Here is a 26,020-nt window from a genome sequence, read left to right on the forward strand (position 1 = left end):
ATAGCTAAGAATTTATGAGCAATCAACCAGCCACCCAACCGGAAAAATCTGAGCCGACCAACCTGCAAGAACGGATTATTGTGGCGATCGATGTGCCGACAATCGATGCGGCGTTGGCTCTGTGCGATCGACTGCCTCAGGTTGGTTTCTGGAAGGTTGGCTTGGAATTATTCGTTAGCACTGGCGCGGAAATATTAACCGAGCTAAAACAGCGCCAGAAAAAAATCTTTCTCGATCTTAAGCTCCATGACATCCCCAATACCGTCGCGGCAGCAACCAGAGCAGCGGTTAAATATGAGGTGGATTTCCTTACCGTTCATGCGGTCGGTGGTCGCAACATGCTTAAGGCTGCTCAGGCGGAAGTTGTTGATAGCAATACTAGATTATTAGCGATCACCTTGCTGACCAGTCTTAGCTCCAGGGAACTGGCATTTGATTTAAAAATCCCGCTGGAACTACCTGAATATGCTTTGCAAATGGCATTGATGGCGCAGGATTGTGGTTTATATGGGGCGGTTTGTTCACCGTTGGAGGTAAGCGGCTTGCGATCGCTGTTGCCCCCTAATCCTACTGGCGCTGAATTTGGCCTGGTTACTCCCGGCATCCGACCAGCGGGCTCTGAGCAGGGCGATCAGCGGCGCACCATGACCCCAGCTCAGGCGATCGCGGCAGGCGCTAGCTATCTTGTGATTGGGCGACCAATTACCCAGGCAGAAGATCCGGCAGCGGCCTGGCAGGAAATTTGTGCTCAGTTAAGCAATTAAATAGTCAATATTTTGGCTCAGACACAGGTAATTGAAATCAAACAGGCATATCTAGGTTAATTGTTGGTGTAGGGCAAAAAATCGCTAGCTATCAGGATTTGTCATATATCTATGCATATCTATGCAATGGACTCTGAGCCTGGCATATGATCATAGCGATCGCAAAAATCTCAACTAGGCTTGTTCAATCCTTAACCGCCACGCCCTGATAAAAATAGCCAGCGATCTTGGGAGTGTTTGGCATATAGAACTCTTCTAATTTTTCGATTCGTAGATGGCGCGAGATTAGCTCCGAGATATTTCGATTCAGGTTGCAACCATCACCAATCACCTTTTGAATTGGATTGAAGCGATTTTGCCACTTTTGTACTTCTGGTTCTGGGCTCAAGCCATGCTCAATAAAATAAAACTTGCCGCCAGGTTTGAGCACCCGGGCGATCTCACTAAGTGCCTGCTCCAGATTCACAATGCTACAAAGTGTCCAGGTGCTGACTACCGCATCAAAACTGCGATCGGGCATTGGCAAAACTTCGCTATTTAAAATCTGGCTCTCTACGGCGATCTTTGCTGCCTCAACTCGCTTTTTGGCTCTCGCATTCATGCCGGGATTGGGATCAACTACCACCAGCTTATTAACCTGAGCAGGATAATGGGGCAGATTTAGGCCAGTACCAAAGCCAATTTCCAAAACATCACCACTGACCTCGGCTAGAACCTGCTGGCGATATTTGCTGATTTCTGGACTGGACATTGACCAATCCATCAGAGCGGGGAAAATATAGCGTGAGTAGATGCCCATATGGCGGTTTTGGTTTTAGCTAGTGGCAATACAATGCGGTTAAATGCTTTTTCAAGGATGGTATCGAACAAGATTGATATAAAGATTGATATTAAGCAGCAATATTTGTACTTAGGCGTATCTAGGCATACCTAGGCGATCGATTGCGATCGATGCCAGCAACATCAAAGGTCTTGCTCAAAAGGTTTACCAAAGTCGCATTAGCGGATTTCAATAAATTTGGAAAATCAAAAAATACCAATTCGATTATGTGGGTATGCCCCAATCAGACGAGTGGACGTGTGATCGATAGCAATATTATGCCATTCATGAATTATGCAATACCCAGGTTTGAGTTTGGCTAAATATCATAGATCTAGAGTAAGAAAATTTTTGTAAAAATGCGATCGCCAGAAAAATTACCAGCTTTGAAAATATTATGCGTAGCCAGTCCGGCTGGAACTCTGGCAGATGGGGCAGTAGGTGGAGTGGCATTAGATCTCTATGGCATTGCCACGGAATTACAACGGCGAGGACATCTACTTAAAATCGTTGCGCCCAAGGGTTCCGCGACAGCAAGTTTGTTTGCCAACATGGCGATCGTGGAAATTGAGGGGGAATTTCAGCCGCTTGCCCCTAATCAAACATATGATGATCCAGTGGTGATTCCAGCTAATGCAGTGCTAGCAAATATGTGGGACTATGCCCAACAGCATCAGTATGAATATGACCTGATTATTAATTTTGCCTACGATTGGCTGCCATTTTATTTAGCGCCGTTGTTCGATCGGCCAGTGTTACATCGCCTGAATCTTAGCTCCTGGACATTGGCAATGGATCGGGTAATCAGCCGAGTGGCCAAGCTCCGTCCTGGCACAATAGCAGTTTTATCAAAAGCTCAGGCGCTTAGTTATGAGCGTGCTTTTACGAATCTGGTGAAGCTAGATGTTAATCAATCCAACTCTCAATTCAACTCTATCGATCGCAGTCACATTAAAACCAAAGAGCTGGAAATAGTCGATCGCTTCAGATGCCTGGGGGGTGCGCTGCAGGTTGATAATTATGATTTTCAGGCTCAGTCAAGTAAGAGTTTGGCAGTGGTGGCCAGAATCTCCCCAGAGAAAGGGATCGAAGATGCGATCGCTGCTGCTACCAAAGCTAATTTACCAATTAAGATATTTGGCTTTATTCAAGATCAGGCCTACTGGCAAAACATATTAGCTGCTAATCCACAAGCCTCGCAAACCCAGGTGGAATATATGGGATTTTTGCCTGCCCAAAGATTGCAACAAGAACTGGGCAAATGCCGCGCCCTGTTGATGACCCATAAATGCATTGAAGCCTGGGGAATGGCCGCGATCGAAGCTTTGGCCTGTGGTGTGCCGGTGATTGCCTATGCCAAAGGTGGTCCGGCGGAAATCATTGAACATGGCAAAAGTGGCTGGCTGGTGGAGCCGGATCAGGTGGCGGGATTGGTGGAGGCGATCGCAAACCTAGACCAGATCGATCGTCATTATTGCCGATTGCAAGCGGAAACTAAATTTTCATTGCCAGCTTTGGGCGATCGGCTGGAAGCCTGGTTTAAGGATGTTCTGGCGCAACCTGGTCAGAATATTGGTAAGGTTCAATAAGTTTAAGCGAACAAAATGGCTGAGTTAGTGACTAAGACTAATCAAACTAAGCAAACAAAACAATTTCCCCTCACCACCGTGGGCGCATTAGTAACAGGGCCTAGCGATCGGGTACTGATCGTCAGAACCACCAAATGGCGAGGCACTTGGGGTGTACCCGGTGGCAAGGTCGATTGGGGCGAAACCCTGGAAGCAGCCCTGATTCGTGAGTTTCAAGAAGAAGTGGGCTTAAACCTGACCGATATTAAGTTTGCCCTGCTCCAAGAAGCCGTTCTGGATCAGCAATTTCACAAACCAGCCCATTTTGTGCTGTTGAATTATTATGCCCGCAGCGATCGGGAAGCAATTACCACCAACGAAGAGATCGCCGAGTGGGCATGGGTGGAGCCGCACACCGCCTTGGAATATCCCCTTAATACCTTTACTCAGGTGCTAGTGAAAGATTACCTGGCTAAGCATCAAATGCTTTGAAAGCCATAAGCCTGATTAAAATCGACCGTTGCACCTTGGCATGACTTGAAGATTTGATCAATCATCTAAACTGAGATCGCACTGAGAGCGCACCAATGATCTAGTGATCTAGAGATCTACCGAAAGTGATAGCAATAGATTTCCCGATCGGGCGTTGCCAGTTTAGCCGCATGTTGAGTATGTATTATGAGTAAATATTACTAAACATCAAAATTACTCCATTCTGGTTAGATTAGCTAGACATTTTCAGCACAAACAAAATAAATGCTCAAAAAAGCACTCGTAACTGGTTCTGCGGTTGGTATTGGTAAAGCGATCGCCCTCGATCTGGCCAGCAAAGGGTTTGACCTTGCAATTCACTATCGCCGTAGCATGGAACCGGCGAAGCAAGCCTGCGCAGAAGCGATCGCCATGGGGGTGAAGGCAGTGCCGATCGCGGCAGACGTAACCGATCCACAAGCAGCCGAGTCCTTGGTAAACCAGGCCGCAGACCAGCTTGGTGGACTATCGGTGGTGGTTAACAACGTGGGCAATTATGTAGAAATCCCGACCCTGGAATTGGGCATTGAAGACTGGCAGGAGATGATTAACTCTAATCTTAATGCCACTTTTTATGTGACGCGGGCAGCAATCCCCCACCTGGAAAGTGCTGGCTGGGGCAGAATTGTGAATATCGGTTTTGCCAGTGCCCAGAACCTGGTTGCCCGTAAATACATTACTCCCTATGTGATTGCCAAAACTGGGGTGATGATCTATACCAAGTCGATCGCCAAAGATTTAATCACCAAAAATATTACCGCCAATGTGGTGTCGCCTGGGGTGGCCGAGAACTCGATCGATCTAGAAGAATTCCTTGGTAATTTGCCCACGGGAAGGCCAGCTACACTCAAGGAAATGACCGATGCGGTATGGTTTTTCATCAATCCCGACTCTGGTTATGTCACTGGCCAGATTATTGAAGTTGCCGGGGGCTGGAATCTCTAGAAATCTATAAAAACAAATTAATCCGGTAGCCCAGTGGTGGTTTGTGCAAGGCGATCGGACATGAGCCGCACAATAAAACGATGGAATGCATTGGCTAACTGAGGTGACTCAATCTCCATCCGATAAAAATCTTGTTTACGCAGCAACCGCAGCACACAATCCTGACGTGCCATCACCGTTGCACTGCGGCGACTATTGAGATAAATACTCATCTCGCCCACCACCGTTCCTTCGCACTGAATGCGGAGCGATTGACGATCGCCGTCGGGAAGTTCTTTAAATATTTCCACCATGCCCGATTCAATGAAATACAACCCATTACATTCATCCCCATGACAGAACAATAAATCACCAGCTTTTATTTGCACTGGCTCGGTATATGCCATAAACTCAACAATCGCTGCCGCCATTTCCGTAATCGAGGTTTCAATCCGCAAAGCATCCACCAGCAGCATTTTGAGGGGCACTGTATTATGCTGACTAAGGCCAGAACTTGCCAGAATTTGATCCTCACACCACAGTGTGCCACTTTGCAGATCCGGAAATATTTGTAGCAGGGGTGAACTAAAGTCAATGCTGCCATTTGCCCGCATTGGCTGTTGAAGCGATCGATTTAGGTTAGTGAATATTAAGTTAATCTCTTCGCGTTCTGCGAATTGCATTAATTTGACAAAGCTAAACACCGCAGACGAGTCCAAGCCATTAACCAGGGAAAAATCCAGCAAGATAAATTTGACTGGCTTATGTTTCGGTAGGCTGGCAATCTGGCTGCGAATCCGACTGAACAGAGTTTCCGATGTGCCAAAAAACAAATAGCCCTGTAACACCAGCACCAGGAGCTGGCTGCCGTGGTTCGAGAGGGCTTGTTGATGCTCAAACGATCGCTCAAACACACTAAAGCGGCGATCGCCAGAGAGTTCTTGCTTAACAACTTGAATATTGCTGTATTTGACTACAAACAGCAGACAGGCAATCAGAATACCAATGATTACGCCGGACAAGAAGCCAGAAGTAGCCACAATAATTACAATTAGCACCACCAGGCCATAATCAGACAGGGGCAGCTTGTTATGGGCATCATAAATCCAGTCGTATAAAAACCTTAATCCCGTATAAAATAGCAGGCTACCCAACACAAATTTGGGCACATAGGCCAGGAAGCCAGGATCAAGAAAAACGATCGCCGCACATACAGTACCAGTGATGATTCCAGCCAGGCGCGTTGTGGCTCCAGCGTTATAGTTAATTAAGCTGCGATTAAATGACAAAATTCCCACCATGCCACTGCCAAGGGCGGAGAGCAAATTGGCGATCCCCATTACCTTCAGCTCATGGTTAACATTGGATTCAGCCTGGGTATTAATTTCTAGGCCAGTAATATTCAATAAAGTCGTGATCGCTAATACAGCCAGCATGGCAAACAGGTTGCCACTTTGCGCTAGCAATATCTGCCAGTCTACCTGCCCCAAACTTGCGAGTACGGAGGTAGGGACGGTGCTATCGATGGTAATGCTTTCTAGCAGCCAGCCCTGGGCGCGCACAACTTCAATCTCAGTACCACTGAGCCAAATCACCAGATAGGCGATCGCCGTACCGCAGGCTAGCAAAGTGGGAATCAGGATCGCCTGACGAAAACGGCGGGTGACTGCCCACATAATCACCGCCAGGACGACACCAGGCAACCACAGGCGAGCGATGTTCCACTGAAATAGTTGGGGCAGTTCCATCAAGCTGATCGCCCTGCCAGTCATCACCTTCATTGCGCCATTGGCAGTTAGCCAACCAACCCCAGCCGTAAAGCCACCCACCACTGGATAGGGAATGTAGCGCACAATATAACCCAATTCCAGTTTGCCCATGGCATAAAGAAACAAGCTGGCCGCCAGCGCACTGATGCTAATCATTACCCATACGGTGGGCAAGATTGCTTCGATCGCTCCCTGCTGCAAAAGTTGACTGGTCACTCCAGCCGCCACCACCGCCAAAATAGTAGCAGCCTGGCTATCTGGCCCTGCGATCGCAAAGGGAAAACGGCTCAAACTGGCTACCGAAATCGCCACCACCGCTGCTGTAATCAGAAAAATCTGCACCCCGCTGGCAAAGTGAATGGCCAGATCGCCAGAAAAAATTAGCGCTGCAAATGAAATGCTATTGGCCAGCATCACCAGGCTAGAGACAATTCCAGCCATGAGGTTGGGCAACAACCGCCGTGGGTGTAAAATCTCTAAACTGCCTTTGAGATTCTGGACAAAACTAGGCTGATTTGACATGCAATGGGACTGCTTTGAATATGGTGTGGGGCGATCGATGATCGCAAAGTCTACAAATAGGCCAAATAGGCAAGGATATTATTAACCAAATTTTAGAGTTAGACAATCCGGTTAGGGTTTAAATTTACGGTCACAAATTTGTAATAAGTTCTCAATCCAGTCGATCGGATCGATCGGAGCTAATCCCAGACTGGCCTTATATCAATAGAATTGACAAATAAAATTCTGGTAGAGAGGTTGGCATAGAGACATGGCAAGATTCAGCGATCTGCCATACCTAATTTGCTTATTAATAATATTTACTAATATCTGGCTATCTAGTCTGATTAGAGGGAAGCAGAAATTCCTCTACTTGCCAAAAACATATCTCGAAGTTTTCCTAAGCAAAGCCGCGTTTAGTTCTTTTTAGTTTACCTTTGTCTTGCCCTGGCTCTAATTCTCGATTTAAGAGCGATAGAACAATTAATTCACCCGATCGCCCACCGATCGCTAGCCTCTGTCCTTGATGCTCCCAGGCTAGACAGGCGCAGCCATCTTTGAGCCCAGTATAGAGCTGTCGGCTTTTCTGGGCATTTTGCCACAAATAAACATCACCATCCGTTGCCGTTGAAGCCAGGTGATTAGTATGGGGCTGAAAGGCGATCGCCTGAACAAACCCTTCATGTTTTTCTAATACTTGACTCTGCCAAGCTGCGCTGGGGTCATGCTGTTGCCAGATCGTGATGCCATCAATGCAGGCCGCTGCGATCATGGGCGGTTTGGTTGGGGGATTTACCATCGACCAAGCCAAATGCTGCACCTTGCCAGGAAAACCTTGCATCAACCAGGGCGGTGGGCTTTGCCATTTCAGCACTGACAGGGTGCGATCGAGGTTGCCAGAGGCCAAATATGCGCCATCAGCAGTCCAGGCACAGCTCAAACTTGCTCCCGGTACTTGCAAAACATAATCCGGTTCTTGCCAGTTTTGCGATGACCATACCTTTACGCCGCCATGACCACTGGCCGCAAGATACATACCGCCAGGATGCCAGGCCAAATCAAAAATTGAAGAGGCCTTAAAATCTAGCTCGGCCATTTGCTTTTGGGCGCTAATCTGCCAGAGGATTATTTTACTTCCCTGGGAAAAGGCCAATAAATCAGCATCAGGACTCCAGGCTAAATGCTCGATCCAGGCATCGTTGTTGTTGATCACATAAGTAGGCTGATTGATTTTAGCGGTGTCAGCATCAGCAGTTAAGTCTAAATCTGCTACCCGCCAGATTTTCACCTGCCGATCTTGACCACCTGCCGCCAGATATTGGCCATCTGCCGAAAATTCCAGACAGCTAATCCATTGCCCATCAGCCGATCGCAAGCTAATTAAATCTTGCCCCTGCCAAACCACCACCTCCCCGGCGGCGGAAGCTGCGGCCAAGATGGAAGTATTGTCATTATCCTGCTCCTTTTTGCTACTTGCAGGCAACCAGGCGATCGCCCTGACATAATCTTGCAAGCTCGATTGCCATAGCACCTGGGCTAGATTGGCATTGACCATACTTAAACCACACCTAAAACTATCCCTAGACTAAACAAGCCTTAAAGTCTGCTCTGAGCTTTTCTTCCTGCAAATCTCGGCCAATGAAAACCAGTTCATTTTTGCGGGTTTCGGTTGGTTTCCACTGGCGATCGGGTGCGCCTTCAAAAATCATATGCACGCCTTGAAACACAAACCTGCGATCTTCACCAGCAATATTTAAAATCCCCTTCATCCGGAAAATATTTGGCCCTTGTTTTTGTAATAGCTCACTGATCCAGGCATTGAGCTTATTTAAGTCCAATTCACCGGGTTCGGCGATCGCAAAGGAAAACACCGATTCATCGTGCTCATGGGCATCTTCACCCAGAAATTGCGGATCGATCTCCAAGGCTCGTTCCAGGTCAAAGGCTTTTACACCCAGGATCGCATCCATACTCACATCACATTGCTTGGTATGAAATAGCTTTACCAGGGCATTCATTTCCCGAATTTTTTGCTCTAGCTCGGCTAATTGCGCTGCCGAGACTAAATCAGTTTTGTTGAGTAAAATTACATCCGCAAACGCGATCTGCTCCTGGGCTTCGTCACTATCCCAATGATCCCAGATATGCTTGGTGTCTACTACGGTGACTACCGCATCAAGATCGAGTTGGGCTTTGATTTCTTCATCCACAAAGAAGGTTTGAATCACCGGAGCCGGATCAGCTAAACCAGTGGTTTCAATCACCAGATGGTCGAATTGGTCGCGTCGCTGCATTAAATTACCAATAATCCTGATGAGATCGCCGCGCACGGTGCAACAAATGCAACCATTATTCATCTCAAAAATTTCTTCATCGGCATCGATCACCAACTGATTATCAATGCCCACCTCGCCAAACTCATTCATGATCACCGCTACTTTTTTGCCATGCTCATGGGTGAGGATGCGATTGAGTAGGGTGGTTTTACCTGCACCCAGGTAGCCGGTTAACACTGTCACGGGTACTGCTTTTGTTGTTGCGATCGCCATTGCTTTTACCGCCTTTGCTTGTGGATTTTTGCTTTATTAAGTCTGCTTCAATCTCTCTGTATAGTTGATTGTGGTATGACCATCTGGTATATGACGATACCAAAATATTGATTGCAGGTGTTTACTTAAATTGGTATGACATGCTGCCCTAGATATCTAAGTATCAAAAGATATCAAATTCGCTAGCTAAACAGCTATACAACCAATAAAGTTAATCAGCCGGGGAAAGATTTTGAGTAATATCGATCGCTTCGATCGCTGCCACTGACTTATGAATCTTGAACTTCTGGACAGGATTTGTCATCACTGCGATCACAGTTTCCAATGGCGGACAACCCGGTTCACTGCAACGGAGCTGACTAACTGAGATTGGTGTTTCGCGGGTGAGTTGTAAATGCGCATAAGTCCAGGTTTTGATCTGATTGATCTTGTCTAGATCCGGTTTTTCACTGGCTGATGAAAATAGATTCATGGCAATTGAAAAGTGCAGTCAATTAGTTAGCTCAACTATGCCCAAACACATAGTAATTTGGCCGTGGAATAGGATTAAGAATTTTCAGTAAATGGAAACTTAACTTGGTTCATTCTTAATCTCATCACTAAATTATCTCAATTTTGCACCAGCCTCTAATTTGAGAGTAACAGGTTTTTCTCTACTAGCTACCGCGATCGTACCTTAGGAACCTGTTGATCTAGCTCCGCTAGGGTCATACGATCGTAAACCTCAAATGGTTGACGCACCCAGGGGCTATCGGGCAGATAATCCACATAAAAATCCGGTTTAAAAATCGATTGTGCCTTATACCAAACCACAGCGGTTTTAACTTCATTGACCACATAGCGATCGCTATTTTCCAGCCATGCTACTGTTTCTTGCAGCGTAATCCCAGAATCAGCCAGGTCATCTACCAAAAGAATATTTGCTCCCAGGCTGGCCGTCGTCATGCTAATGCTCTGGGCGATCGTCAGTTGGTGGCGACTTCGTCCTCCATCACCACCATAGGAAGAAGCAGATAGGATCGCCAATGGTTTTTCATAGATCCGCGAGAAAATGTCCCCAGCCCTGAGACCACCCCTGGCCAGACAGAGAATTTGGTCAAAGTGCCAACCGGAGCGATATACGATCGCGGCTAATAACTCAATTTTTTGATGATATTCCGACCAGGAGACACGTATTTCTTCTGTCATGGGGTGTGGTTGACAACTATGTTATTAAACCTAAACCGATGGGCTGATCGGTACTCGCTTAATCAAATTGTACTCAGCACCCGCCGCCAGGATATGTATGCGCAAATTATGCACCGTCAGTGGCGCTGTATTGCTAACCCAGAGTTGATTACTATAGGACATTTCCACCGGGTCAATGATCGTCACCGCGCCTCGGCCTACGACCTTGATTAAATTATCATGCTCAAATACAGCAGCAGTATCTTCATCAATGCCCACACCCAACATCTCCGGATGGGAAGAGATCGCCGTCATCAATCGACACATACGATTGCGATTGTGGAAATGCTGATCGACAATAATTTCTGGCAAAATGCCCAAACCAGTGGCCATATTCACAATTTCTTTGTGGGGCGTTTCGCCACTACTGCCACCGGAAATCATATGATGCCCCATTGCTGCCGCGCCAGCACTTGTGCCTGCTAAAACAAGCCGCTTTTGATGCACCCGTTCCCGCATCGCAAGCGCAAATGGGGTATCGCCAATAATGGCACAGAGGCGTAGCTGATCGCCACCGGTCATGAACACCCCGGTAAAGTCATCCAGCAATCTGCCGGGATCATCCTGGTAACGATCGCGGCGATCGCGGATATCAAAAACATCGACAAACTCAGCACCCAAGTCCCTGAATATATCGCTATATATACGCCCGATGATGTCTGGCTCGCGCGATGCCGAGGGAATAATCCCAATCCGAGCAGACGTACCGCCTGAGCTTTCTACAAAAGCCCTGAGTATTTTCCGATCCTGAACTTTGTCCTCTCCGCCGCCAATAACAATTACTGCAGCTTTTGTGGGTTGAGACATGCCTGTTTCCGACGCTATTTCCCGATCTAGTTTTTGATCCAATTCTCGATCCAAACGATCTAAGTTCAGCATACTAGCAGATTGACGGGCAAATTGTTTAAGCCGCTCAATTTGCGATAGGTTTGGTCTCAGGTGTCCTTCTGTATTGCCCCCCAAGATATTTTTCGCCTCCATAAAATTAGCTTCCATGCTGCCTAGTCGCTTAGGATTTCTATTAAACCACTCTAGGCTTAACTTTGACAAAGTCAAATCATTACTACTTAATACTGTTTCATGCAATCTGGCTCAACTAGTTTGCTAAACAGCATGTTATCGCTTCTTCGCACATGCGATAACTTAGCGCGATCGCAATTACATAAATCGCTATCCACCTAACAGCAAATGTATCGCGGTGATTGATCAGATAATTTTTAGTCAGATCATGTTCAAATAGCTAGAACAATCTAGGCTTAAGAATCAATTAAATAGAAGATTCTAAACAATTAGATTGCCAACTAATAAAAGCCCCCACGGAGTGCTTAATACTAAGAATACTAAGGCTAGCTAGCCAATGAATAAAAGAATCGACTGAATCCCTAGCTAAAGCTGGTAGTTATTTCTAAACCAAAAGCTCAGACTCACTGTTAATTTATTGGGATAGCTTAAAAATACTTAATAGTTGATCAACCGTTAAAAGCTGCTGCTAATCATTAGCCCAGTCTTCATGGCTGAGAAGTTCGCACAGGCGATCGCGGAGTAAAAACTGATTAATTTCCAGTTCATGTTCAATGCAATTCCATTCCCGATCGGAGAAAAATTTGCACAGCGCATGGATCGGTTGATGGCGATTTAGCTTTCCACCATCAATCAATTGACGAGCCTCATCACGAATAGCCCCGATAGAATATTGTGCTGACTGAAGCATATATAAATAATTCCCTTATTTATGGCTCAATTTCGAAAAACCAAAGTTATGTTACTAATGATACAAAACAAATCCTGTTTTCTGCAGATACATAAGTAATCACAATTATTAACAATCGATTGCTGGCAGGCTAAGAGTAAACAATATGTAATGTCTTAGATAAGCAAAAGCTATCTCAAGGTAATTACCAAACTGCTATTAATACAAGCGCTTCTAAGCTTTCCTGCTACTTTACGTTGCTTAAATACAATCCTGCCTAACCCTTAGCTAGAGATACATTGCCCCTATTTGGGGGAGTGGCTCATTCAAGCCATTAGTCGATCGACTGGTTTGGTTATGGCACTCTGGCTATTAATCGCCGCCGTTGTTGCAATCGCTACAGCTAAGGCTATGAAGGTGTTTGAGCGATTAAAGATATAAGTCTAAAAGCTGAACGATTTTAACAATTGCGGTAAATACTAAATTTAGCGGCTGATCCAACGTTTGTTTAGCACTGTGTTGCGATCGGAGCAAGGTATGAATAAGCATAGCTATAGGTTCTAGCGATTTGCAACTTCTTGCCAGAAAACGTGAAACCAAATTATTTTGCTTAATCTTGCTTGAATGGATTTAATCTTTTCTTAAAATAGTTGCATAGCTGGGAGATTAGAAATATTAATACATCGGCAATATGCAGGGGTTAGGCAGGTTCATCAAAATGCTTGGCCTGGAATATGCCAATATACTCATCTCCAGCCCTCTTGGGGATTGAGTTAGCTGCCGGGGTGAAGGAAAGCTGCTCAAAACTACTGGCCATAAGTTGACTTAGCTCAGCGATCGAACCGCCATAGGGAGGTCCACCAGGGCGATCGTGGAGCCAGAATAAACCAATTAGCTTGCCTTGGGGTTTAAGTAGCGATCGTACTGCCTTGACATAGTCTGACCTCTGGCTAGGCGCGATCGCACAAAAAAAAGTATGTTCAATCACATAGTCAAACTGCCCCATTAGTTCTGGTTCCAGGTTAAAAATATCCCGTTGCAAGAAATCAGCTTCAAGCCCCAACTGCTTTGCTTGCTGCTGGGCAAAGTCGATCGCGCTGGGGGCAAAATCCAACCCTGTTACCGTAAATCCATGCTGCGCAAATAAAAGGGCATCATGGCCATTGCCACAACCTAAAACCACTGCCCTGCCGGGTTCCAGGCTCGAATCATGCTCAAGCAAACTGACTAGTGGTGGTGCAGGCTGCCCCATATCCCAACCTGTAGTCCCGACTTGGTAGCGATTTTCCCAGGACTGCCAATCGAGTATTTCTGACATGCTCTGATCCTGTTGTTCAAGTTATTGTTTTGCGCTCTGGCAACAGTAACAGTAATTGAACCACTTTGTGATTATGTACCTCCACTAGGGTTAATTGGTAGTGGTATAGAAGTAAGGAGTTTTAGCAAATGACTCTTAAGTCGATGTGGATATTTAACTATCTCCTAAATCCTTACTTGTTCAGCACCACCGATGATTAATTGAAGCTTAGCTCTCTTTTTTAAGCTCTTTCTCAGGCTTTCATGTTTAACTGATATCTGGCGAAATGGTTAGAGGTTAAACGCGATCGCACAATCCGTAGTTATTGGCGTTGCGTAAATCAATAGAATGATGCTGCTAAGACACAACAAACGCAAACAATTTTAAACTTGTCATGACTATGCCGGGTTCAACCATTCATTCCCAAATTTAGCTTTTCTATGTCTGAGCCTCCTTTTCCACCATCATCACCAATTGAGCCTGTGCTTGAAGCCGAAAATAGCCCGATCGCAAATTTGAGCAGCAATCGCGGTGAGCGAGTCTGGCTGGATCAGGGATTTACTGGTCTGGTCTGGTTCTTTGCTTTTCTGTCTGTCGCCGTACTGGTTTATATCACTGCGGTAGTTTATGAAGGGGCACAGCCCGCGATCGCTAAATTTGGCCTGGGTTTCCTGTGGAGCCGAGAATGGAATGTCCCAGAATTACAATTTGGGGCTCTGCCATTTATCTATGGCACCCTGGTTACCTCTGCTTTGGCACTCTTGTTTGCAGTGCCGCTGGGTGTTTCGGTGGCGATCGTGACCAGTGAGGATTTTTTACCAGAATGGGTAAGGTCGCCAATTGGTTTTGCGGTTGAGTTGATCGCGGCGATCCCCAGTGTGATTGTGGGTTTATGGGGCATTTTTGTAATGATTCCAGCATTGTTGCCTTTTCAGGTGTGGCTGTTTAATCACTTAAGCTGGATTCCTTTCTTTAAGGGCGATTGCTTTAGCTACCCCGATGAAACAGGTGCAATGGTTCAAGATTGCTACGAACCGGCGGGGCGATCGCTTCTGGTGGCAGGAATTATTCTTACAATTATGATTCTGCCCACGGTGGCCGCCGTCAGCCGTGAAGTTTTACGGGCGATCCCCAAAACCCTGCGCAGTGCTTCGATGTCATTGGGGGCAACTCGCTGGGAAACAATCTGGCGTGTAATATTACCAACCAGTGCGTCAGGAATTGTGGGTGCTTCGATTCTGGCATTGGGTCGGGCACTGGGCGAAACCATGGCGGTGACAATGGTGATTGGTAACACTGCCCAAATTACCGAATCGCTGCTGTCACCTGGCTATACAATTCCAGCGGTATTGGCCAACGAGTTTGCGGAAGCCCTCGATGATGCCCATGTGGGTGCTTTGATGTATTTGGCACTGGTTTTGTTTGTGGTGACGCTGGTGGTGAATTTAATCGCCACTTTTGTAGTTAAGCTGGTGGCCACTGGTGTAGGGGATGGGGATTAGAGATTCACAGCGATCGAAGTTAAGCCGGATCGTTATCAAATTCTAATTGCGTTGGCCTCTAAGTCATCTAAATGCAACAGATATAAATTCAGTAAGTTTGTTCTCGTTGTCTAATTGTCTAAAGTATTTCCATTTGCTTAGCCCCAAACCGTTGCAAAACTAATACCCCTCAATCAAAAATATCGATCAGAAATTATGACTGCCAGCCAGTTTCCCAACCAGGAAAATATCACCGATTTAGATCTTACTGATGATTGTTTAGATCGCCCTTTGTCCTGGCAGCGCACCGCGTTTAGCTATGTCAACACCACGATCGCTTTTTTATTCTCCATCCTGGCCGTGATTCCCCTGGCATCGCTATTATTTGAAATTTTGCGACGGGGAGCAGCGGGACTAAACTGGGATATTTTTGTGCACACTCCCGCTCCCGTGGGCACTGGCGATCCCACCGGGTTCATCAATGCGATCGTTGGCACGATGGTGATGGTGGCGATCGCGGCAATTATTAGCGTGCCGATCGGTATACTAACTGGCGTATTCCTGGCAGAATTTGGCCGTGGTTCCAGGTTAGGCGAATTTATCCGCTTTACCACTGTGGTACTAAGTAGTATCCCTTCGATTATTGCTGGCGTATTTGCCTATCGGATCATTGTGCGCGGCTCGATCAGCCTATTTGGTTTTACGATCGCTGGATTTTCTGCCCTGGCTGGTGGCGTGGCGCTAGGCGTAATCATGCTGCCGATCGTGGCATTGACCACTACTGAGGCGCTTAAACTAGTTCCCAATTCCTATCGCCTGGGCTCGGCTGGCTTAGGTGCGGGAAGATTTCAAACTATTTTTCGGATTGTGATCCCCAATGCCCTACCAGCGATCACCACGGGGATTTTGCTAGCGGTGGCGCGTGCTGCCGGTGAAACCGCACCCTTAATTTTCACTGCCCTATCCAGTCAGTTTTGGGCCGATTGGAGCAGTCCCCCAGATTGGTTCAACAACAATCCCAATCCTTCTTTGTCGGTTTACATCTATGAATTTTCTACCTCTTCGTTCAAGGAAGAAAACCAGCTAGCTTGGACTGCTGCCGTTGTCTTAGTAGCATTAGTATTAGTCATCAATATTCTCGCGCGCCTGATTACCCGTAAACGCACCAGGAGTTAAATAAACCAGCCATGCCGTCTGAAGAAATGATCGAAGTTAAAAATTCTGCCACAGCCACTAAGCATATGCCGGCGATCGCGGCCAGTGATGTCAGCTTCTACTATGGCAAAAAGAAAGTGCTAGAGGCAGTTGATATGGAAATTTTGCCCAATCAGGTCACGGCTATGATCGGCCCATCTGGTTGTGGTAAGTCTACTTTTTTGAAGGCGATCAATCGAATTGGTGAACTTGAGGGTAAGGTCAAGGTTACAGGCAGGATCAAATTTTTTGGTCAGGATATCTATGCCAAAACGGTGAATTTAAATCGCCTAAGGCGGCAGATCGGCATGGTGTTCCAACGCCCTAATCCTTTCCCCAGTAGTATTTATGACAATGCGGCCTATGGGGTGCGGGTGTTTGGCGGCAAGCGCAAGGCAGAACTAGACCAGATTGTCGAGCATTCATTGCGATCGGCGGTGTTGTGGGATGAGGTAAAAGACGATCTCAAAAAATCGGCGCTAGGTCTATCCGGTGGCCAGCAGCAGCGGCTATGTATTGCCAGGGCGTTGGCGGTGAATCCAAAGGTGTTGCTGATGGATGAGCCATGCTCGGCGCTTGATCCAATTTCCACGATGAAGATCGAGGAGTTGATCCATAGCCTACGTGGCCAGTTGACGATCGTGATTGTTACCCACAATATGCAACAGGCTTCGCGGGTATCTGACTATACTGCTTTTTTCAATACCGATGAGAGCCGGATTGGGCGAGTAGTTGAATTTGCCACCACGGGAAATCTATTTAGCGATCCCCAGCAAAAGGAAACCAGGGATTATGTGACTGGACGGTTTGGTTAAATTTGTTTGTTTTGTGATTATTTAGCGGCGCAGATCACCGATCGCATTGCGGGTCACATTGGTGATCGCCTCATCGGTGGCTTTGGGCAGGTGATAATAAGTCCCCATTGCCGCATTGGCTAATTCCTTCGCAAACCCAGTGGAGACAAACTTGTTCTCGGTATCGATCACCAGCAACGACAACCCCAAACCGCGAATTTTTTTAGCAATATCCAGTAGTTCTTCCTTGATGTTGGGTTTATGTTCTGGATCGATCGTTTCACCCAGCGATCGCGCCAGGGAAATATTACCCCGCCCATCGGTGATCGCCACGATCATCACCTGACCCACGTCACCGGATTGCTGCGCATTGATGCCAACTCGCACCGCCTGGGTTAGACCATGCGCCAAAGGCGATCCACCGCCACAGGGCAACTGATCTAAGCGTTTTCGAGCCGCCTCGATCGATCGGGTTGGCGGTAACAATACGTCGGCCTGTTCACCGCGAAATGGAATTAATGACACCTGATCGCGGCTTTGATAGGCTTCGGTGAGTAATCGCAGCACAGAGCCCTTAGCCGATTGCATCCGATTCAACGCCATTGAACCAGAGGCATCCACCACAAACACAATCAAAGCGCCGGCTTTCCTGGCCATCAACTTCGATCGCATATCATAACTTTCCACAATTACCTTGCGCTTGGGGTTACGCAGTCGTCTGGCCTTTTGGAATGGCGCACAAGCTCGCAGCGTGGCATCAACCGCAATCCGATCGCCCTTGCCCTGGGGCAGCACTGGCTTGATATAGCGACCCCGCTCCTGGGAGTAAATTAAATTCCGCGATCCCGATCGCCCCTGCTTCCGCATCATCTGGGCAAAATACATCACCGATGGATCAAGGATCACGCCTTCTGGATCAAATACAAATTCCTCTGGGATACTGGGTGGCTCCTGGGTTTCTTCCGGCTCATCCTCTGGATCATCTTCCTTATCCTCGTCGTCCGGTGATTGCTGCTGCTCCGAGTTATCTGGCGGCGGTGGCGGCGGCGGCGCATCAGGGGGCTGGAGCACGGTCGATCGCGGCACAATTACCAACTCCACCGCGATCCGCAGATCATCTGCATTTAATTCGGTGCGACTATCAAGGGCAGCATGGGCTTTGGCTACCCGCAGCGCAAATAATTCGGCTCGATGTCCCTGCACCCCACCGCGCAGGGCTTCCGCCACCAGATAGCGCACCTGATCTGGCTTGGCAGTCACATCCTTAAGCCATTCCCTGGCCAAAATAATCTGAGTGCGCAGGTTCTCAATATTCTCGCTATATTGGGCTAAAAAATTAGCGGGTGAATTAGCATAGCCGATCGCCAGATTTACGGCTTCGACCCGATCGTCTAGTCCCAAGACTGAATCAGCGGACAGGGTGATCGCAATGCGATCGAGGAGATGATCGCTAAGGTTGCCCTCTTCTGGGTTGTAGGTGGCAATCAGCAACGGTTGACAGGGATGCTGAAAACTAATTCCCTCCCGCTCGATCTGGTTATAGCCATTGGATAGCACCGCCAGGAGCAGGTTAGTGATCTGCGGATCAAGGAGATTAATCTCGTCAATGTACAACACGCCGCGATGGGCTTCGGCCAGCAAGCCAGGTTGAAATACTGTTTGACCCTGCTGCACCGATTTGCTCACATCCACTGAACCCAGCAGCCGATCCTCGGTAATGCTGAGGGGGATTTGTACAAATGGGGCGGGGATTACTCTTCTCTCTATGCTTGGCAAGCTACCACTGCCATTGCTTTCACTGGTCGAGTTATGGGCATTAAGCTGCTTGAGCAAGGCATCATCCCAGATCTCTGGCTGATCGGGATCGCAATTGCTAATTGAACCCACTGCTACTTCGATCGGTGGCAACAGGGCATGTACGCCCCTGGCCAAAACTGACTTAGCGGTACCACGCCTTCCGGCGATCGCCACACCGCCCAACCCCGGATCGATCGCGGCCAAGAGCAAAGCAGTTTTGATCGCCTCCTGCCCCACAACAGCGGCAAGGGGGAAAACTAATGGTGCTGAGGGTGAGTTTAGCTCAGTGGTGGTCATCGCTTAAGCAAATCAGTCGTTAGAGGTGCTTATCTAGAATAACCCACCTGGCCACCTGAGAGCCAAATCAAACTAAGTCAGACTTGGTGATCTAATCAATCTACATGAATTACAGTCTGCAATTAATTACTATGAATGAAAGCCTGCCCACTTTCTACTTACTAGGCTTTTATTGACTGGCAGTAGGATCCATTTGCAAAAGCACCGGCAAATCACCATTACCACCCCCCAGAATAATCACCTTAGAATTAGGCGATTCGGCCAATTTTTCAGTCGCTTCGATCGACTTCAGTTGCAAAATCTCCGCCGTCAAGCCCTCCGCCAGGATCGTTTGGGAGTCAGCGATCCCCTTCGATTCAATGCGTTTGCGCTCCGCTTCTTGTTCTTCCCGCTCCAGCACAAACACCATTTGTTTGCTCTCTTGCTCCGCCTTTAATTTCTGTTGGATCGCCGCCTGCATTGTTTCTGGTAGCACCACTTCCCGCAGCAATACTTCTTCCACATCAAAGCCCAATGGCTCAATTTGCTCCCGCAGGCGAGTACGAATCTTATTACCCACTTCCAAGCGTTTCTCGGAATAAATCGCTTCGATCGGATAACCAGAGGTAATTTCGCGCACGGTCGATCGAATCCGAGGGATCACAATCTGGCTCTCATCGGTGCCAATCCTTTCGTATACCTCAACCACTTTGCTCGGTTCCAGTTGATATTGAATACTCACATCAATATTAAAGGCCAAGCCCTCTTGGGAAGTAGCTTCGATCGTTTCGGTGATATCCTTCAGCCGGGTCGAGAAATTAATCACATCCGCCAGGGGATTGATTACATAAAAACCGGGTTCTAGAACTTTTGTGGAAACCCGCCCCTGAAATTCTTCCACCCCCACATTCCCCACTGGCACCACTGTAATTGTCCTGAGGAGCTGGACGATCACAGATAATACGCCAACTAGTAGCGACAGAGCCTGGACAATAAAAATAGCGCGGGAATCCTTGAGCTTGTGGGCACTAAAAAAAGTGAAAACACAAATCAGGGTGACCAGCAGGCTAATAATTGCTCCCATACCTTGGCTCCTTATTGATGTTATTAACCAGAATAAATGGCGATCTAGCTTATTTGAATTTAGAGCTTACTCAATCTAATCGACCCAGCCAATGTTGGCATCATTGATCTTGGGGGGAGTGCGATTTGGCATGATCGGCCGATTGAGAATTTCTCTTTCGATCGTGTGGGTGGGGGTGGCTTTAGGTTGTCCTTGGCTCGATGAATTCAGTCTTTTTGGGGTGGGCGATCGCCGCACGATCATCGAAGATCTTGAGGCTCGATTGGCAGGTTTTGGCCTTGGTGATGCTGCCTGTGCCTGTCTAGGACTAGGATTGCTATTTTTTTGGTTGGCCAATTCAGTAGTCAACTTTTGATTTGTCTCAGCCAACTGGATATTTTCTTGCCTGACCCGATCGAGCTCTTCTTTGAGCTTAGAGGCTTGCTCCAGATAGGTTTTAATTTTCTCAACGTAGTCTTTATATTCCTGTAGCTGTGCTTGCAGTTTATTAACCTGGGTTTGGCGATCGGTTTCGCTCTGTTGCTTGCGATCCAGTTGCACTTGTAGATCATCGACTTGAGCGGTGAGCTGTTGCTCTTGCTGCTCATGCTTAGCTTTTACCTGGGTCATGGCAGTTTGAATCTCGGTCAGCATCACTTCTAATTCTGCCTTAGTGGGGCTACGGCGCTTGGTTTTGTTTTTACGACTGGGTTCTTTTCGCGTTGATTGTGTTGATTGTGCTAATGGCTCTAATGGCTCAGTCGGTACAGCTTGTTGGCTGGCCGGATCAGGCTCTGGCATGGTTAGCTCAGCTTGTTTATCTTTAAGATCGATCGACACAGTTGGTATCGCTGCCACAGGGCTGGCATTATGTCCATTTTTATTTTTGTGGCTACTATCGCTCATGCTCTGGGGGATTGGCGTAGCTGTTTCAGGTACTAGGCGATCGCCGGTTGAAGCGGTGGCAGATGCTTGATCCGACTTAGCAGCTTGAGTTGATTTTGAAGGTGACATGACTAACGCATCTTTTATGTATGTCTATCTTACTTGGTTATCCTGACCACAGGGCGATAACTTTTTGCGATCGGGGCTGGGTTTAGCTATATAAATCCAGGCAGAAAGGAGGTAATCCTTACTGGACAAGAGATGAAGCGAGTTTGATATATTTTGATATGCCCAACCACCCATCGATCGTAAATTCATATCAATGGGATTAGTTTTGTTTATCTTTTAACTCACTCCGTGATCAACCAACAATTAACTAACAATTAACTAACAATTAACTACCAATCCTCTACTACCACGCTGGAATTTTTGCTGCTTCCGGCCGCGACCACTTCCCGCACATTCAGATCGCAGCTTTGCGATTTCCCATCGAGGGCAGTTTGTTCGATCAAGCTGGCCAGGCGTAATGTTTGCAAGGCTTGAAAACCACCGACCGAAGGCTGTTGACCACCACGCACACAACTGACAAAATGTTCTAGCTCGGCATGGAGCGGTTCAATGTTGGTGGTATAAACCTTTTCGATCAAGCCATCCTGACGGTAGAGCACCTGGCCATAGTCGGTCATATAGTTGGCGGTGGTCTGGCGATGGATCAAAATCTCATGACTCAAGAAATCTGACTCCGTCAGGGAATTTTTACAATGGGCCACAATCCGCCTTTGTTTGCGATGGGTGATTTTGCTGGCGGTAAGTGTGGCGATCACGCCATTGTCAAAGCCGATCGTGGTGGTGACATAGTCCAAATAGCCAGAATCAGACACCTGATTACCGTGGGCACTCAGCCGCACCACCTGCTCCGGAACCAGCTCCAGCAGCAAATCAATGTCGTGGATCATCAAGTCAAACACCACCGATACATCATTGGCGCGGTGGGAATAGGGACTCATCCGGTGGGCTTCCACGGCCAGAATGTCTTCATGTTTTAGCACCTTGGCCAATTCCAGGAAGGCTGGATTAAACCGTTCAATGTGCCCAACTTGTAAAATGCGATCGCATTCAGCGGCAGTATTAACCAATGATTCAGCTTCAGCGATCGTGGCGGCGATCGGTTTTTCGATTAAAACATGCACACCCGCCTTGAGACAGGTTACGCCCACATCATAATGTAACCGCGTAGGCACCGCGATACAGACCGCGTCAACTAGCGGCAACAGCTCATGATAGTCTTCAAAAAATAACACCCGATGCTTACTGGCAGTATCCAGACCACGATCGACACTGAGATCAGCAACGCCAATCAACTCTACATCCTTGAGCAAACTCAAAACCCTGGCGTGGTGTTGTCCCATGTTTCCCACACCAATTACACCCATACGGATAGGTTTTGGCTGACTACGATACGGATTCATATCCCTCACACATCTTTCTAGCCTGTATTTCGCATTCCGGCGGCAATACCATTAATGGTCAGTAGTGCGCCGCGCAGCAGTTCAGTTCTAGAATAACGCGATCGCAGATTGATTGGATCGGAATTATACTGGCGCAACCGTTTAATTAGGGCAGCCTGAATAAAGCCAAGCGGTACAATCGAGCCGTTACGCAACTGCACAGAGCGTTGCAGGCTAGGATCGCCATCTAGAAGCTGATGATGCCCGGTTATTTGCAATATTATCTTACAGGTACGGTAATATTCATTGGCAATCTGCTCAAACAATTGCATATATAACTCTTGTTTGGCCGCTGGAGCCAACTCGCGCACATAATGTCTGGCGATCTGCAGGTCTGACTTGGCCAGGGTCATTTCCACCTTGGAGATGGTGGTTCTAAAGAAAGGCCACTTTTCGTAGAAAAACTGCATCAAGGTGAGGTGCTCTGGATGCTGTTGTAAAAACTCATCGATCGCAGTGCCCACCCCATACCAGGATGGCAACAAAAAGCGGCTTTGGGTCCAGCTAAATACCCAGGGGATCGCCCGCAGGCTGGATAGATCCTTTTTACCAGCCGATCGCCGCGCTGGACGAGAGCTGATTTGTAAATGGCTGATTTCTTCGATCGGCGTTACCTCATGGAAAAAGTCCACCAGATTAGGATTCTCGTGGATCAGTTCCCGATATACCTGCCGCGATCGGGTGGCCAAATCTTCAAGGGTTTGCAGCCAACTACCCAGGGTGTCAGAGCTACTGGGCAATAGTGCGGCCTGAATCACGCCTGTGGCAACGGTTTCTAAGTTATGCAGGGCAATTTCCAATAAAGAATATTTAGAGGCCAGCACTTCGCCTTGCTCGGTGATTTTAATTGCGCCTTTGATGCTGCGCCCCGGTTGAGCCAGAATTGCCTGATAGGTTGGGCCACCACCACGACCAACCGATCCACCACGACCATGGAAAATGCACAGCCAGATGCCATATTGCTCGGCCAATTTTTGCAATGATAATTGAGCCTTATAAATTTCCCAATTGCTACTCAGGAAGCCCGAATCCTTGTTGCTATCAGAATAGCCCAGCATTACTTCCTGGCGATGCTCATGGTGGTTGAGGTAATTGCGATAGAGCCGCAGGTCGAACAATTCCTGCATGATTCGTTTGGCTCCTTGCAAATCTTCGACCGTTTCAAATAGGGGCACCACTGAAACCGAGCCAGTACCAGTAGCAGGATTATATAAACCCGCTTCTTTGGCCAGAAGCAGCACTTCTAATACATCACTCACACTCTCGCTCATGCTGATGATGTAGGTGTTGCAAATCTCGATCGAAAATTCCTGTTGCAGTTTCGCCAACATCCGAAAAGTTTCAATGATCTCATTGGTAAAGTCACCAAAATGCAGATCCGCTGGAATTAATGGCCGTAGGGTTTGCAGTTCTTTGGTAAGCCAATTTACTTTCTCAGACTCAGATAGCTGATCGTAGGGCGTATCCAGAATTTTTAAGCTGGAGGTGATCTCGGTGATCGCACCGCTATGTTTGCGGCTTTCCTGACGAATATCCAGATTAGCCAGATGGAAGCCATATACTTCTACCTGCCTGATCAGGGTTTGCAGTGCCTTGCAATGGAGGCCAGAGCCCTTAAGACTATTGGCAACCAGCCGCAATTCTGTCTCAAAATCTTTGGCACCGCTATAAACAGAATGATCGGTGGGCTTGATCGGCATGACCTGATCGGCGGCCTGCCAGCCAATTTCGTTAAGTCGATCGTTGCGATCGCGCGTATTTCTGAGCCGCTTGAGAATATATTGCAGTTTCAGGCGATAGGGCTCTTGGCGATAGCGCACCGCAAACTGGTTATATACTTCGGGCATATGGGTTTGATCCTGCCCCAGCGAGGTTAGCAAATCGGTAGAAATATCTATCAGATTTTGCGACACCGATAACAAACGCACCAATCCATTGACGGAGCTAATATATTTCTCAATTACTAATCCCCTTTGATAGCAAGCGGTACGCCAGGTAATATCAGGCTTGACCGAAGGATTGCCGTCCCGATCGGAGCCCACCCAAGAGCCAAACTTGCAGAAATTATATTTAGGTGGATTGAGGTGAGGAAAAGTTTCAGTTAGGGCTTTCTCGACCCGTTCATACAGGTCTGGGATCGCATCGTAGAGCACCTCATCAAAATAATGCAGGGTGTAGTCGGCTTCATCAATGACGGTGGGCTTAGATTGATTTAACTCATCGGTGTGCCACCACAGCCTGATCTCATCGGCGATCTGCTCGCGTAGGTTTTCCGCCTCCCAACTGAGGGGCATCATCTGACCATAGTCAATATCATCGCTATAGGTGCCATCGGTGAGGCGATCGAGTTCTTTGAGCATCACCGCGATCTGACGTTGCTTATCCCGAATCGTATGCCGCACAATTTCGGTGGGGTGGGCGGTGAATACAAGCCGAATATCCAGCTTATCGATTAAATCTTGAATAAAACGAGGCGGTACATTCTGGCGCTTTAGTTCTGGGAACAGCCACCGAAAAGTGCCATCCAGGAACTTAGACTCGCCCTTAATCCGATCGATTTGCGCTTGCTGTTGTTCTTCTTGTTCGTATTGCTGCTCAATAATATTAATTAACTGAAAATAAATCGCAAATGCCCTGGCTGCTGTGATCGATTCCTCCAGGCTGAGGCTTTCAACTACCTTTAATACTTCTTGGGCTGGATATTGGGGCGCTTGGCCTTCCGGCGAACACATCGATCGAAGCTGAAGGAGCAAATCTACCATTCCCTGGCCACATTCTTGCACCAAAACCGACTGCCATAACTCTTCGATTATCTTGATCCGGTAACGCAAGCGTGAATCACTCAAGCGCAGGTCAGTTTCTTGGTTGACAATTTGGATCAATGACTCTGAAAGTGAAAAAGTCGGTGAACTCATTAAATTTCTCCAATTTTCGGTGGCAGAATGACCTTGGCTGATTTATATATGTCGATTGCTAGGTATCTAGGTATATCTAGGTATATTTGTAGGTATATAGCGATCAAGGGCAAGGGCGTAGTCTAACTAGCTTAGGCAAACTAAATACTAACTTAAGTTAAATTTATTACTCTATTACCTTAAGATTTATAGCCATTGGCAGCTATGCAGATACTTTCTCTAGTTGATTAAACCTCTAATTCCCTACTACTGCGGTGACTGCAAGGCGGCGGTAGCAGACTCAACTGCGCAAATCCAATCTTATTGATTGATCATAGATTATTTACCACAAATATTATTTAACCTTATTTATGGAGATTTATGGAGCTTTGATCCAAGCCTAAATTTATTTGGATAGATTCTAGTGGTTCGGCTTTCCTGGCCATATAACCTAGAAAAGGGATTATCTTAGAGATCAAGGATTTTTG

At 47.3% G+C, this 26,020-nt stretch carries 21 protein-coding genes; 7 read left to right on the forward strand and 14 right to left on the reverse strand.

The annotated features are described in order from the left end of the window. Positions 1-14 precede the first annotated feature (14 nt). Complete coding sequence (gene pyrF / locus PSE7367_RS13545; protein WP_015165928.1) at positions 15-764, forward strand: orotidine-5'-phosphate decarboxylase; 750 nt, start codon at positions 15-17, stop codon at positions 762-764. 184 nt (positions 765-948) lie between these two features. Here pyrF and PSE7367_RS13550 read toward each other — a convergent pair whose 3' ends face one another. After that, a complete protein-coding gene (locus PSE7367_RS13550) occupies positions 949-1,563 on the reverse strand; it encodes a class I SAM-dependent methyltransferase (RefSeq protein ID WP_015165929.1) in 615 nt (204 codons plus the stop codon). Between the two features lie 380 nt (positions 1,564-1,943). Here PSE7367_RS13550 and PSE7367_RS13555 point away from each other — a divergent pair, with 380 nt between their 5' ends. From PSE7367_RS13555 to tmpR, 3 genes are all read left to right on the forward strand, one after another. Continuing rightward, a complete protein-coding gene (locus tag PSE7367_RS13555) occupies positions 1,944-3,173 on the forward strand; it encodes a glycosyltransferase (protein ID WP_015165930.1) in 1,230 nt (409 codons plus the stop codon). 15 nt (positions 3,174-3,188) lie between these two features. Continuing rightward, entirely contained in the window at positions 3,189-3,644 is a 456-nt protein-coding gene (locus tag PSE7367_RS13560; protein WP_015165931.1) for an NUDIX domain-containing protein, read from the forward strand. A gap of 264 nt (positions 3,645-3,908) precedes the next feature. After that, the gene (gene tmpR, locus PSE7367_RS13565; RefSeq protein WP_015165932.1) at positions 3,909-4,628 is read left to right on the forward strand and encodes a bifunctional dihydropteridine reductase/dihydrofolate reductase TmpR; all 720 of its coding nucleotides are present in this window, start codon (positions 3,909-3,911) and stop codon (positions 4,626-4,628) included. Between the two features lie 17 nt (positions 4,629-4,645). On the opposite strand, the gene PSE7367_RS13570 is transcribed toward tmpR, so the two are convergent. The 8 genes from PSE7367_RS13570 to PSE7367_RS13605 all read right to left on the reverse strand — a co-directional run bounded on the left by PSE7367_RS13570 (position 4,646) and on the right by PSE7367_RS13605 (position 13,661). Beyond that, the gene (locus PSE7367_RS13570; RefSeq protein WP_015165933.1) at positions 4,646-6,898 is read right to left on the reverse strand and encodes a SulP family inorganic anion transporter; all 2,253 of its coding nucleotides are present in this window, start codon (positions 6,896-6,898) and stop codon (positions 4,646-4,648) included. A 379-nt stretch (positions 6,899-7,277) separates the two neighbouring features. Further along, on the reverse strand, positions 7,278-8,432 hold the full coding sequence (locus PSE7367_RS13575) for a WD40 repeat domain-containing protein (protein WP_015165934.1): 1,155 nt from the start codon (positions 8,430-8,432) through the stop codon (positions 7,278-7,280). Positions 8,433-8,457: 25 nt separating this feature from the next. Further along, positions 8,458-9,426 carry a CobW family GTP-binding protein gene (locus PSE7367_RS13580; protein ID WP_015165935.1) on the reverse strand — a complete coding sequence of 323 codons (969 nt, stop codon included), beginning with the start codon at positions 9,424-9,426 and terminating at the stop codon, positions 8,458-8,460. Positions 9,427-9,637: 211 nt separating this feature from the next. Next, complete coding sequence (locus PSE7367_RS13585; RefSeq protein WP_015165936.1) at positions 9,638-9,898, reverse strand: hypothetical protein; 261 nt, start codon at positions 9,896-9,898, stop codon at positions 9,638-9,640. 188 nt (positions 9,899-10,086) lie between these two features. Beyond that, positions 10,087-10,614 (reverse strand): phosphoribosyltransferase, encoded by a 528-nt coding sequence (locus PSE7367_RS13590; RefSeq protein WP_015165937.1) that lies wholly within the window; start codon positions 10,612-10,614, stop codon positions 10,087-10,089. A gap of 30 nt (positions 10,615-10,644) precedes the next feature. Next, entirely contained in the window at positions 10,645-11,649 is a 1,005-nt protein-coding gene (locus tag PSE7367_RS13595; RefSeq protein ID WP_225882658.1) for a cyanophycinase, read from the reverse strand. A gap of 493 nt (positions 11,650-12,142) precedes the next feature. Next, positions 12,143-12,364, reverse strand: a complete 222-nt coding sequence (locus PSE7367_RS13600; protein WP_015165939.1) for a DUF4327 family protein — start codon at positions 12,362-12,364, stop codon at positions 12,143-12,145. Positions 12,365-13,043: 679 nt separating this feature from the next. Further along, entirely contained in the window at positions 13,044-13,661 is a 618-nt protein-coding gene (locus PSE7367_RS13605) for a methyltransferase domain-containing protein (protein ID WP_015165940.1), read from the reverse strand. Positions 13,662-14,080: 419 nt separating this feature from the next. Between PSE7367_RS13605 and pstC the strand changes: the two genes are divergently transcribed. The 3 genes from pstC (at position 14,081) to pstB (ending at position 17,130) form a co-directional block, all read left to right on the forward strand. After that, a complete protein-coding gene (gene pstC / locus PSE7367_RS13610) occupies positions 14,081-15,142 on the forward strand; it encodes a phosphate ABC transporter permease subunit PstC (RefSeq protein ID WP_015165941.1) in 1,062 nt (353 codons plus the stop codon). A gap of 195 nt (positions 15,143-15,337) precedes the next feature. Beyond that, positions 15,338-16,297, forward strand: a complete 960-nt coding sequence (gene pstA / locus PSE7367_RS13615) for a phosphate ABC transporter permease PstA (RefSeq protein WP_015165942.1) — start codon at positions 15,338-15,340, stop codon at positions 16,295-16,297. 65 nt (positions 16,298-16,362) lie between these two features. After that, complete coding sequence (gene pstB, locus PSE7367_RS13620; protein WP_041699770.1) at positions 16,363-17,130, forward strand: phosphate ABC transporter ATP-binding protein PstB; 768 nt, start codon at positions 16,363-16,365, stop codon at positions 17,128-17,130. A 21-nt stretch (positions 17,131-17,151) separates the two neighbouring features. Here the strand turns inward: pstB and bchD are convergent, their stop codons facing one another. The 5 genes from bchD to ppc all read right to left on the reverse strand — a co-directional run bounded on the left by bchD (position 17,152) and on the right by ppc (position 25,553). Next, positions 17,152-19,203: a magnesium chelatase ATPase subunit D gene (bchD, locus tag PSE7367_RS13625; protein ID WP_015165944.1), complete on the reverse strand. Its 2,052-nt coding sequence runs from the start codon at positions 19,201-19,203 to the stop codon at positions 17,152-17,154. Positions 19,204-19,372: 169 nt separating this feature from the next. Continuing rightward, positions 19,373-20,266 carry a prohibitin family protein gene (locus tag PSE7367_RS13630; protein ID WP_015165945.1) on the reverse strand — a complete coding sequence of 298 codons (894 nt, stop codon included), beginning with the start codon at positions 20,264-20,266 and terminating at the stop codon, positions 19,373-19,375. A gap of 75 nt (positions 20,267-20,341) precedes the next feature. Continuing rightward, on the reverse strand, positions 20,342-21,259 hold the full coding sequence (locus PSE7367_RS13635; protein ID WP_015165946.1) for a hypothetical protein: 918 nt from the start codon (positions 21,257-21,259) through the stop codon (positions 20,342-20,344). 269 nt (positions 21,260-21,528) lie between these two features. After that, positions 21,529-22,599, reverse strand: coding sequence for a Gfo/Idh/MocA family protein (locus tag PSE7367_RS13640; protein WP_015165947.1), 1,071 nt, complete (start codon positions 22,597-22,599; stop codon positions 21,529-21,531). A 17-nt stretch (positions 22,600-22,616) separates the two neighbouring features. Further along, entirely contained in the window at positions 22,617-25,553 is a 2,937-nt protein-coding gene (gene ppc, locus PSE7367_RS13645) for a phosphoenolpyruvate carboxylase (protein ID WP_015165948.1), read from the reverse strand. Between the last annotated feature and the right edge of the window lie 467 nt (positions 25,554-26,020).

This window comes from Pseudanabaena sp. PCC 7367 (assembly GCF_000317065.1).
Classification (GTDB): domain Bacteria; phylum Cyanobacteriota; class Cyanobacteriia; order Pseudanabaenales; family Pseudanabaenaceae; genus Thalassoporum; species Thalassoporum mexicanum.

Bases quoted from the DNA above. Each gene is read 5' to 3' on its own strand.
- pyrF (WP_015165928.1), top strand. From the start codon at position 15: ATGAGCAATCAACCAGCCACCCAACCGGAAAAATCTGAGCCGACCAAC.
- PSE7367_RS13600 (WP_015165939.1), bottom strand. From the start codon at position 12,364: ATGCTTCAGTCAGCACAATATTCTATCGGGGCTATTCGTGATGAGGCT.
- PSE7367_RS13560 (WP_015165931.1), top strand. From the start codon at position 3,189: ATGGCTGAGTTAGTGACTAAGACTAATCAAACTAAGCAAACAAAACAA.
- tmpR (WP_015165932.1), top strand. From the start codon at position 3,909: ATGCTCAAAAAAGCACTCGTAACTGGTTCTGCGGTTGGTATTGGTAAA.
- PSE7367_RS13575 (WP_015165934.1), bottom strand. From the start codon at position 8,432: ATGGTCAATGCCAATCTAGCCCAGGTGCTATGGCAATCGAGCTTGCAA.
- PSE7367_RS13555 (WP_015165930.1), top strand. From the start codon at position 1,944: ATGCGATCGCCAGAAAAATTACCAGCTTTGAAAATATTATGCGTAGCC.
- pstB (WP_041699770.1), top strand. From the start codon at position 16,363: ATGCCGGCGATCGCGGCCAGTGATGTCAGCTTCTACTATGGCAAAAAG.
- PSE7367_RS13640 (WP_015165947.1), bottom strand. From the start codon at position 22,599: ATGAATCCGTATCGTAGTCAGCCAAAACCTATCCGTATGGGTGTAATT.
- bchD (WP_015165944.1), bottom strand. From the start codon at position 19,203: ATGACCACCACTGAGCTAAACTCACCCTCAGCACCATTAGTTTTCCCC.
- PSE7367_RS13550 (WP_015165929.1), bottom strand. From the start codon at position 1,563: ATGGGCATCTACTCACGCTATATTTTCCCCGCTCTGATGGATTGGTCA.
- PSE7367_RS13635 (WP_015165946.1), bottom strand. From the start codon at position 21,259: ATGTCACCTTCAAAATCAACTCAAGCTGCTAAGTCGGATCAAGCATCT.
- PSE7367_RS13585 (WP_015165936.1), bottom strand. From the start codon at position 9,898: ATGAATCTATTTTCATCAGCCAGTGAAAAACCGGATCTAGACAAGATC.
- pstC (WP_015165941.1), top strand. From the start codon at position 14,081: ATGTCTGAGCCTCCTTTTCCACCATCATCACCAATTGAGCCTGTGCTT.
- PSE7367_RS13580 (WP_015165935.1), bottom strand. From the start codon at position 9,426: ATGGCGATCGCAACAACAAAAGCAGTACCCGTGACAGTGTTAACCGGC.
- PSE7367_RS13630 (WP_015165945.1), bottom strand. From the start codon at position 20,266: ATGGGAGCAATTATTAGCCTGCTGGTCACCCTGATTTGTGTTTTCACT.
- PSE7367_RS13595 (WP_225882658.1), bottom strand. From the start codon at position 11,649: ATGGAAGCTAATTTTATGGAGGCGAAAAATATCTTGGGGGGCAATACA.
- PSE7367_RS13570 (WP_015165933.1), bottom strand. From the start codon at position 6,898: ATGTCAAATCAGCCTAGTTTTGTCCAGAATCTCAAAGGCAGTTTAGAG.
- PSE7367_RS13605 (WP_015165940.1), bottom strand. From the start codon at position 13,661: ATGTCAGAAATACTCGATTGGCAGTCCTGGGAAAATCGCTACCAAGTC.
- PSE7367_RS13590 (WP_015165937.1), bottom strand. From the start codon at position 10,614: ATGACAGAAGAAATACGTGTCTCCTGGTCGGAATATCATCAAAAAATT.
- ppc (WP_015165948.1), bottom strand. From the start codon at position 25,553: ATGAGTTCACCGACTTTTTCACTTTCAGAGTCATTGATCCAAATTGTC.
- pstA (WP_015165942.1), top strand. From the start codon at position 15,338: ATGACTGCCAGCCAGTTTCCCAACCAGGAAAATATCACCGATTTAGAT.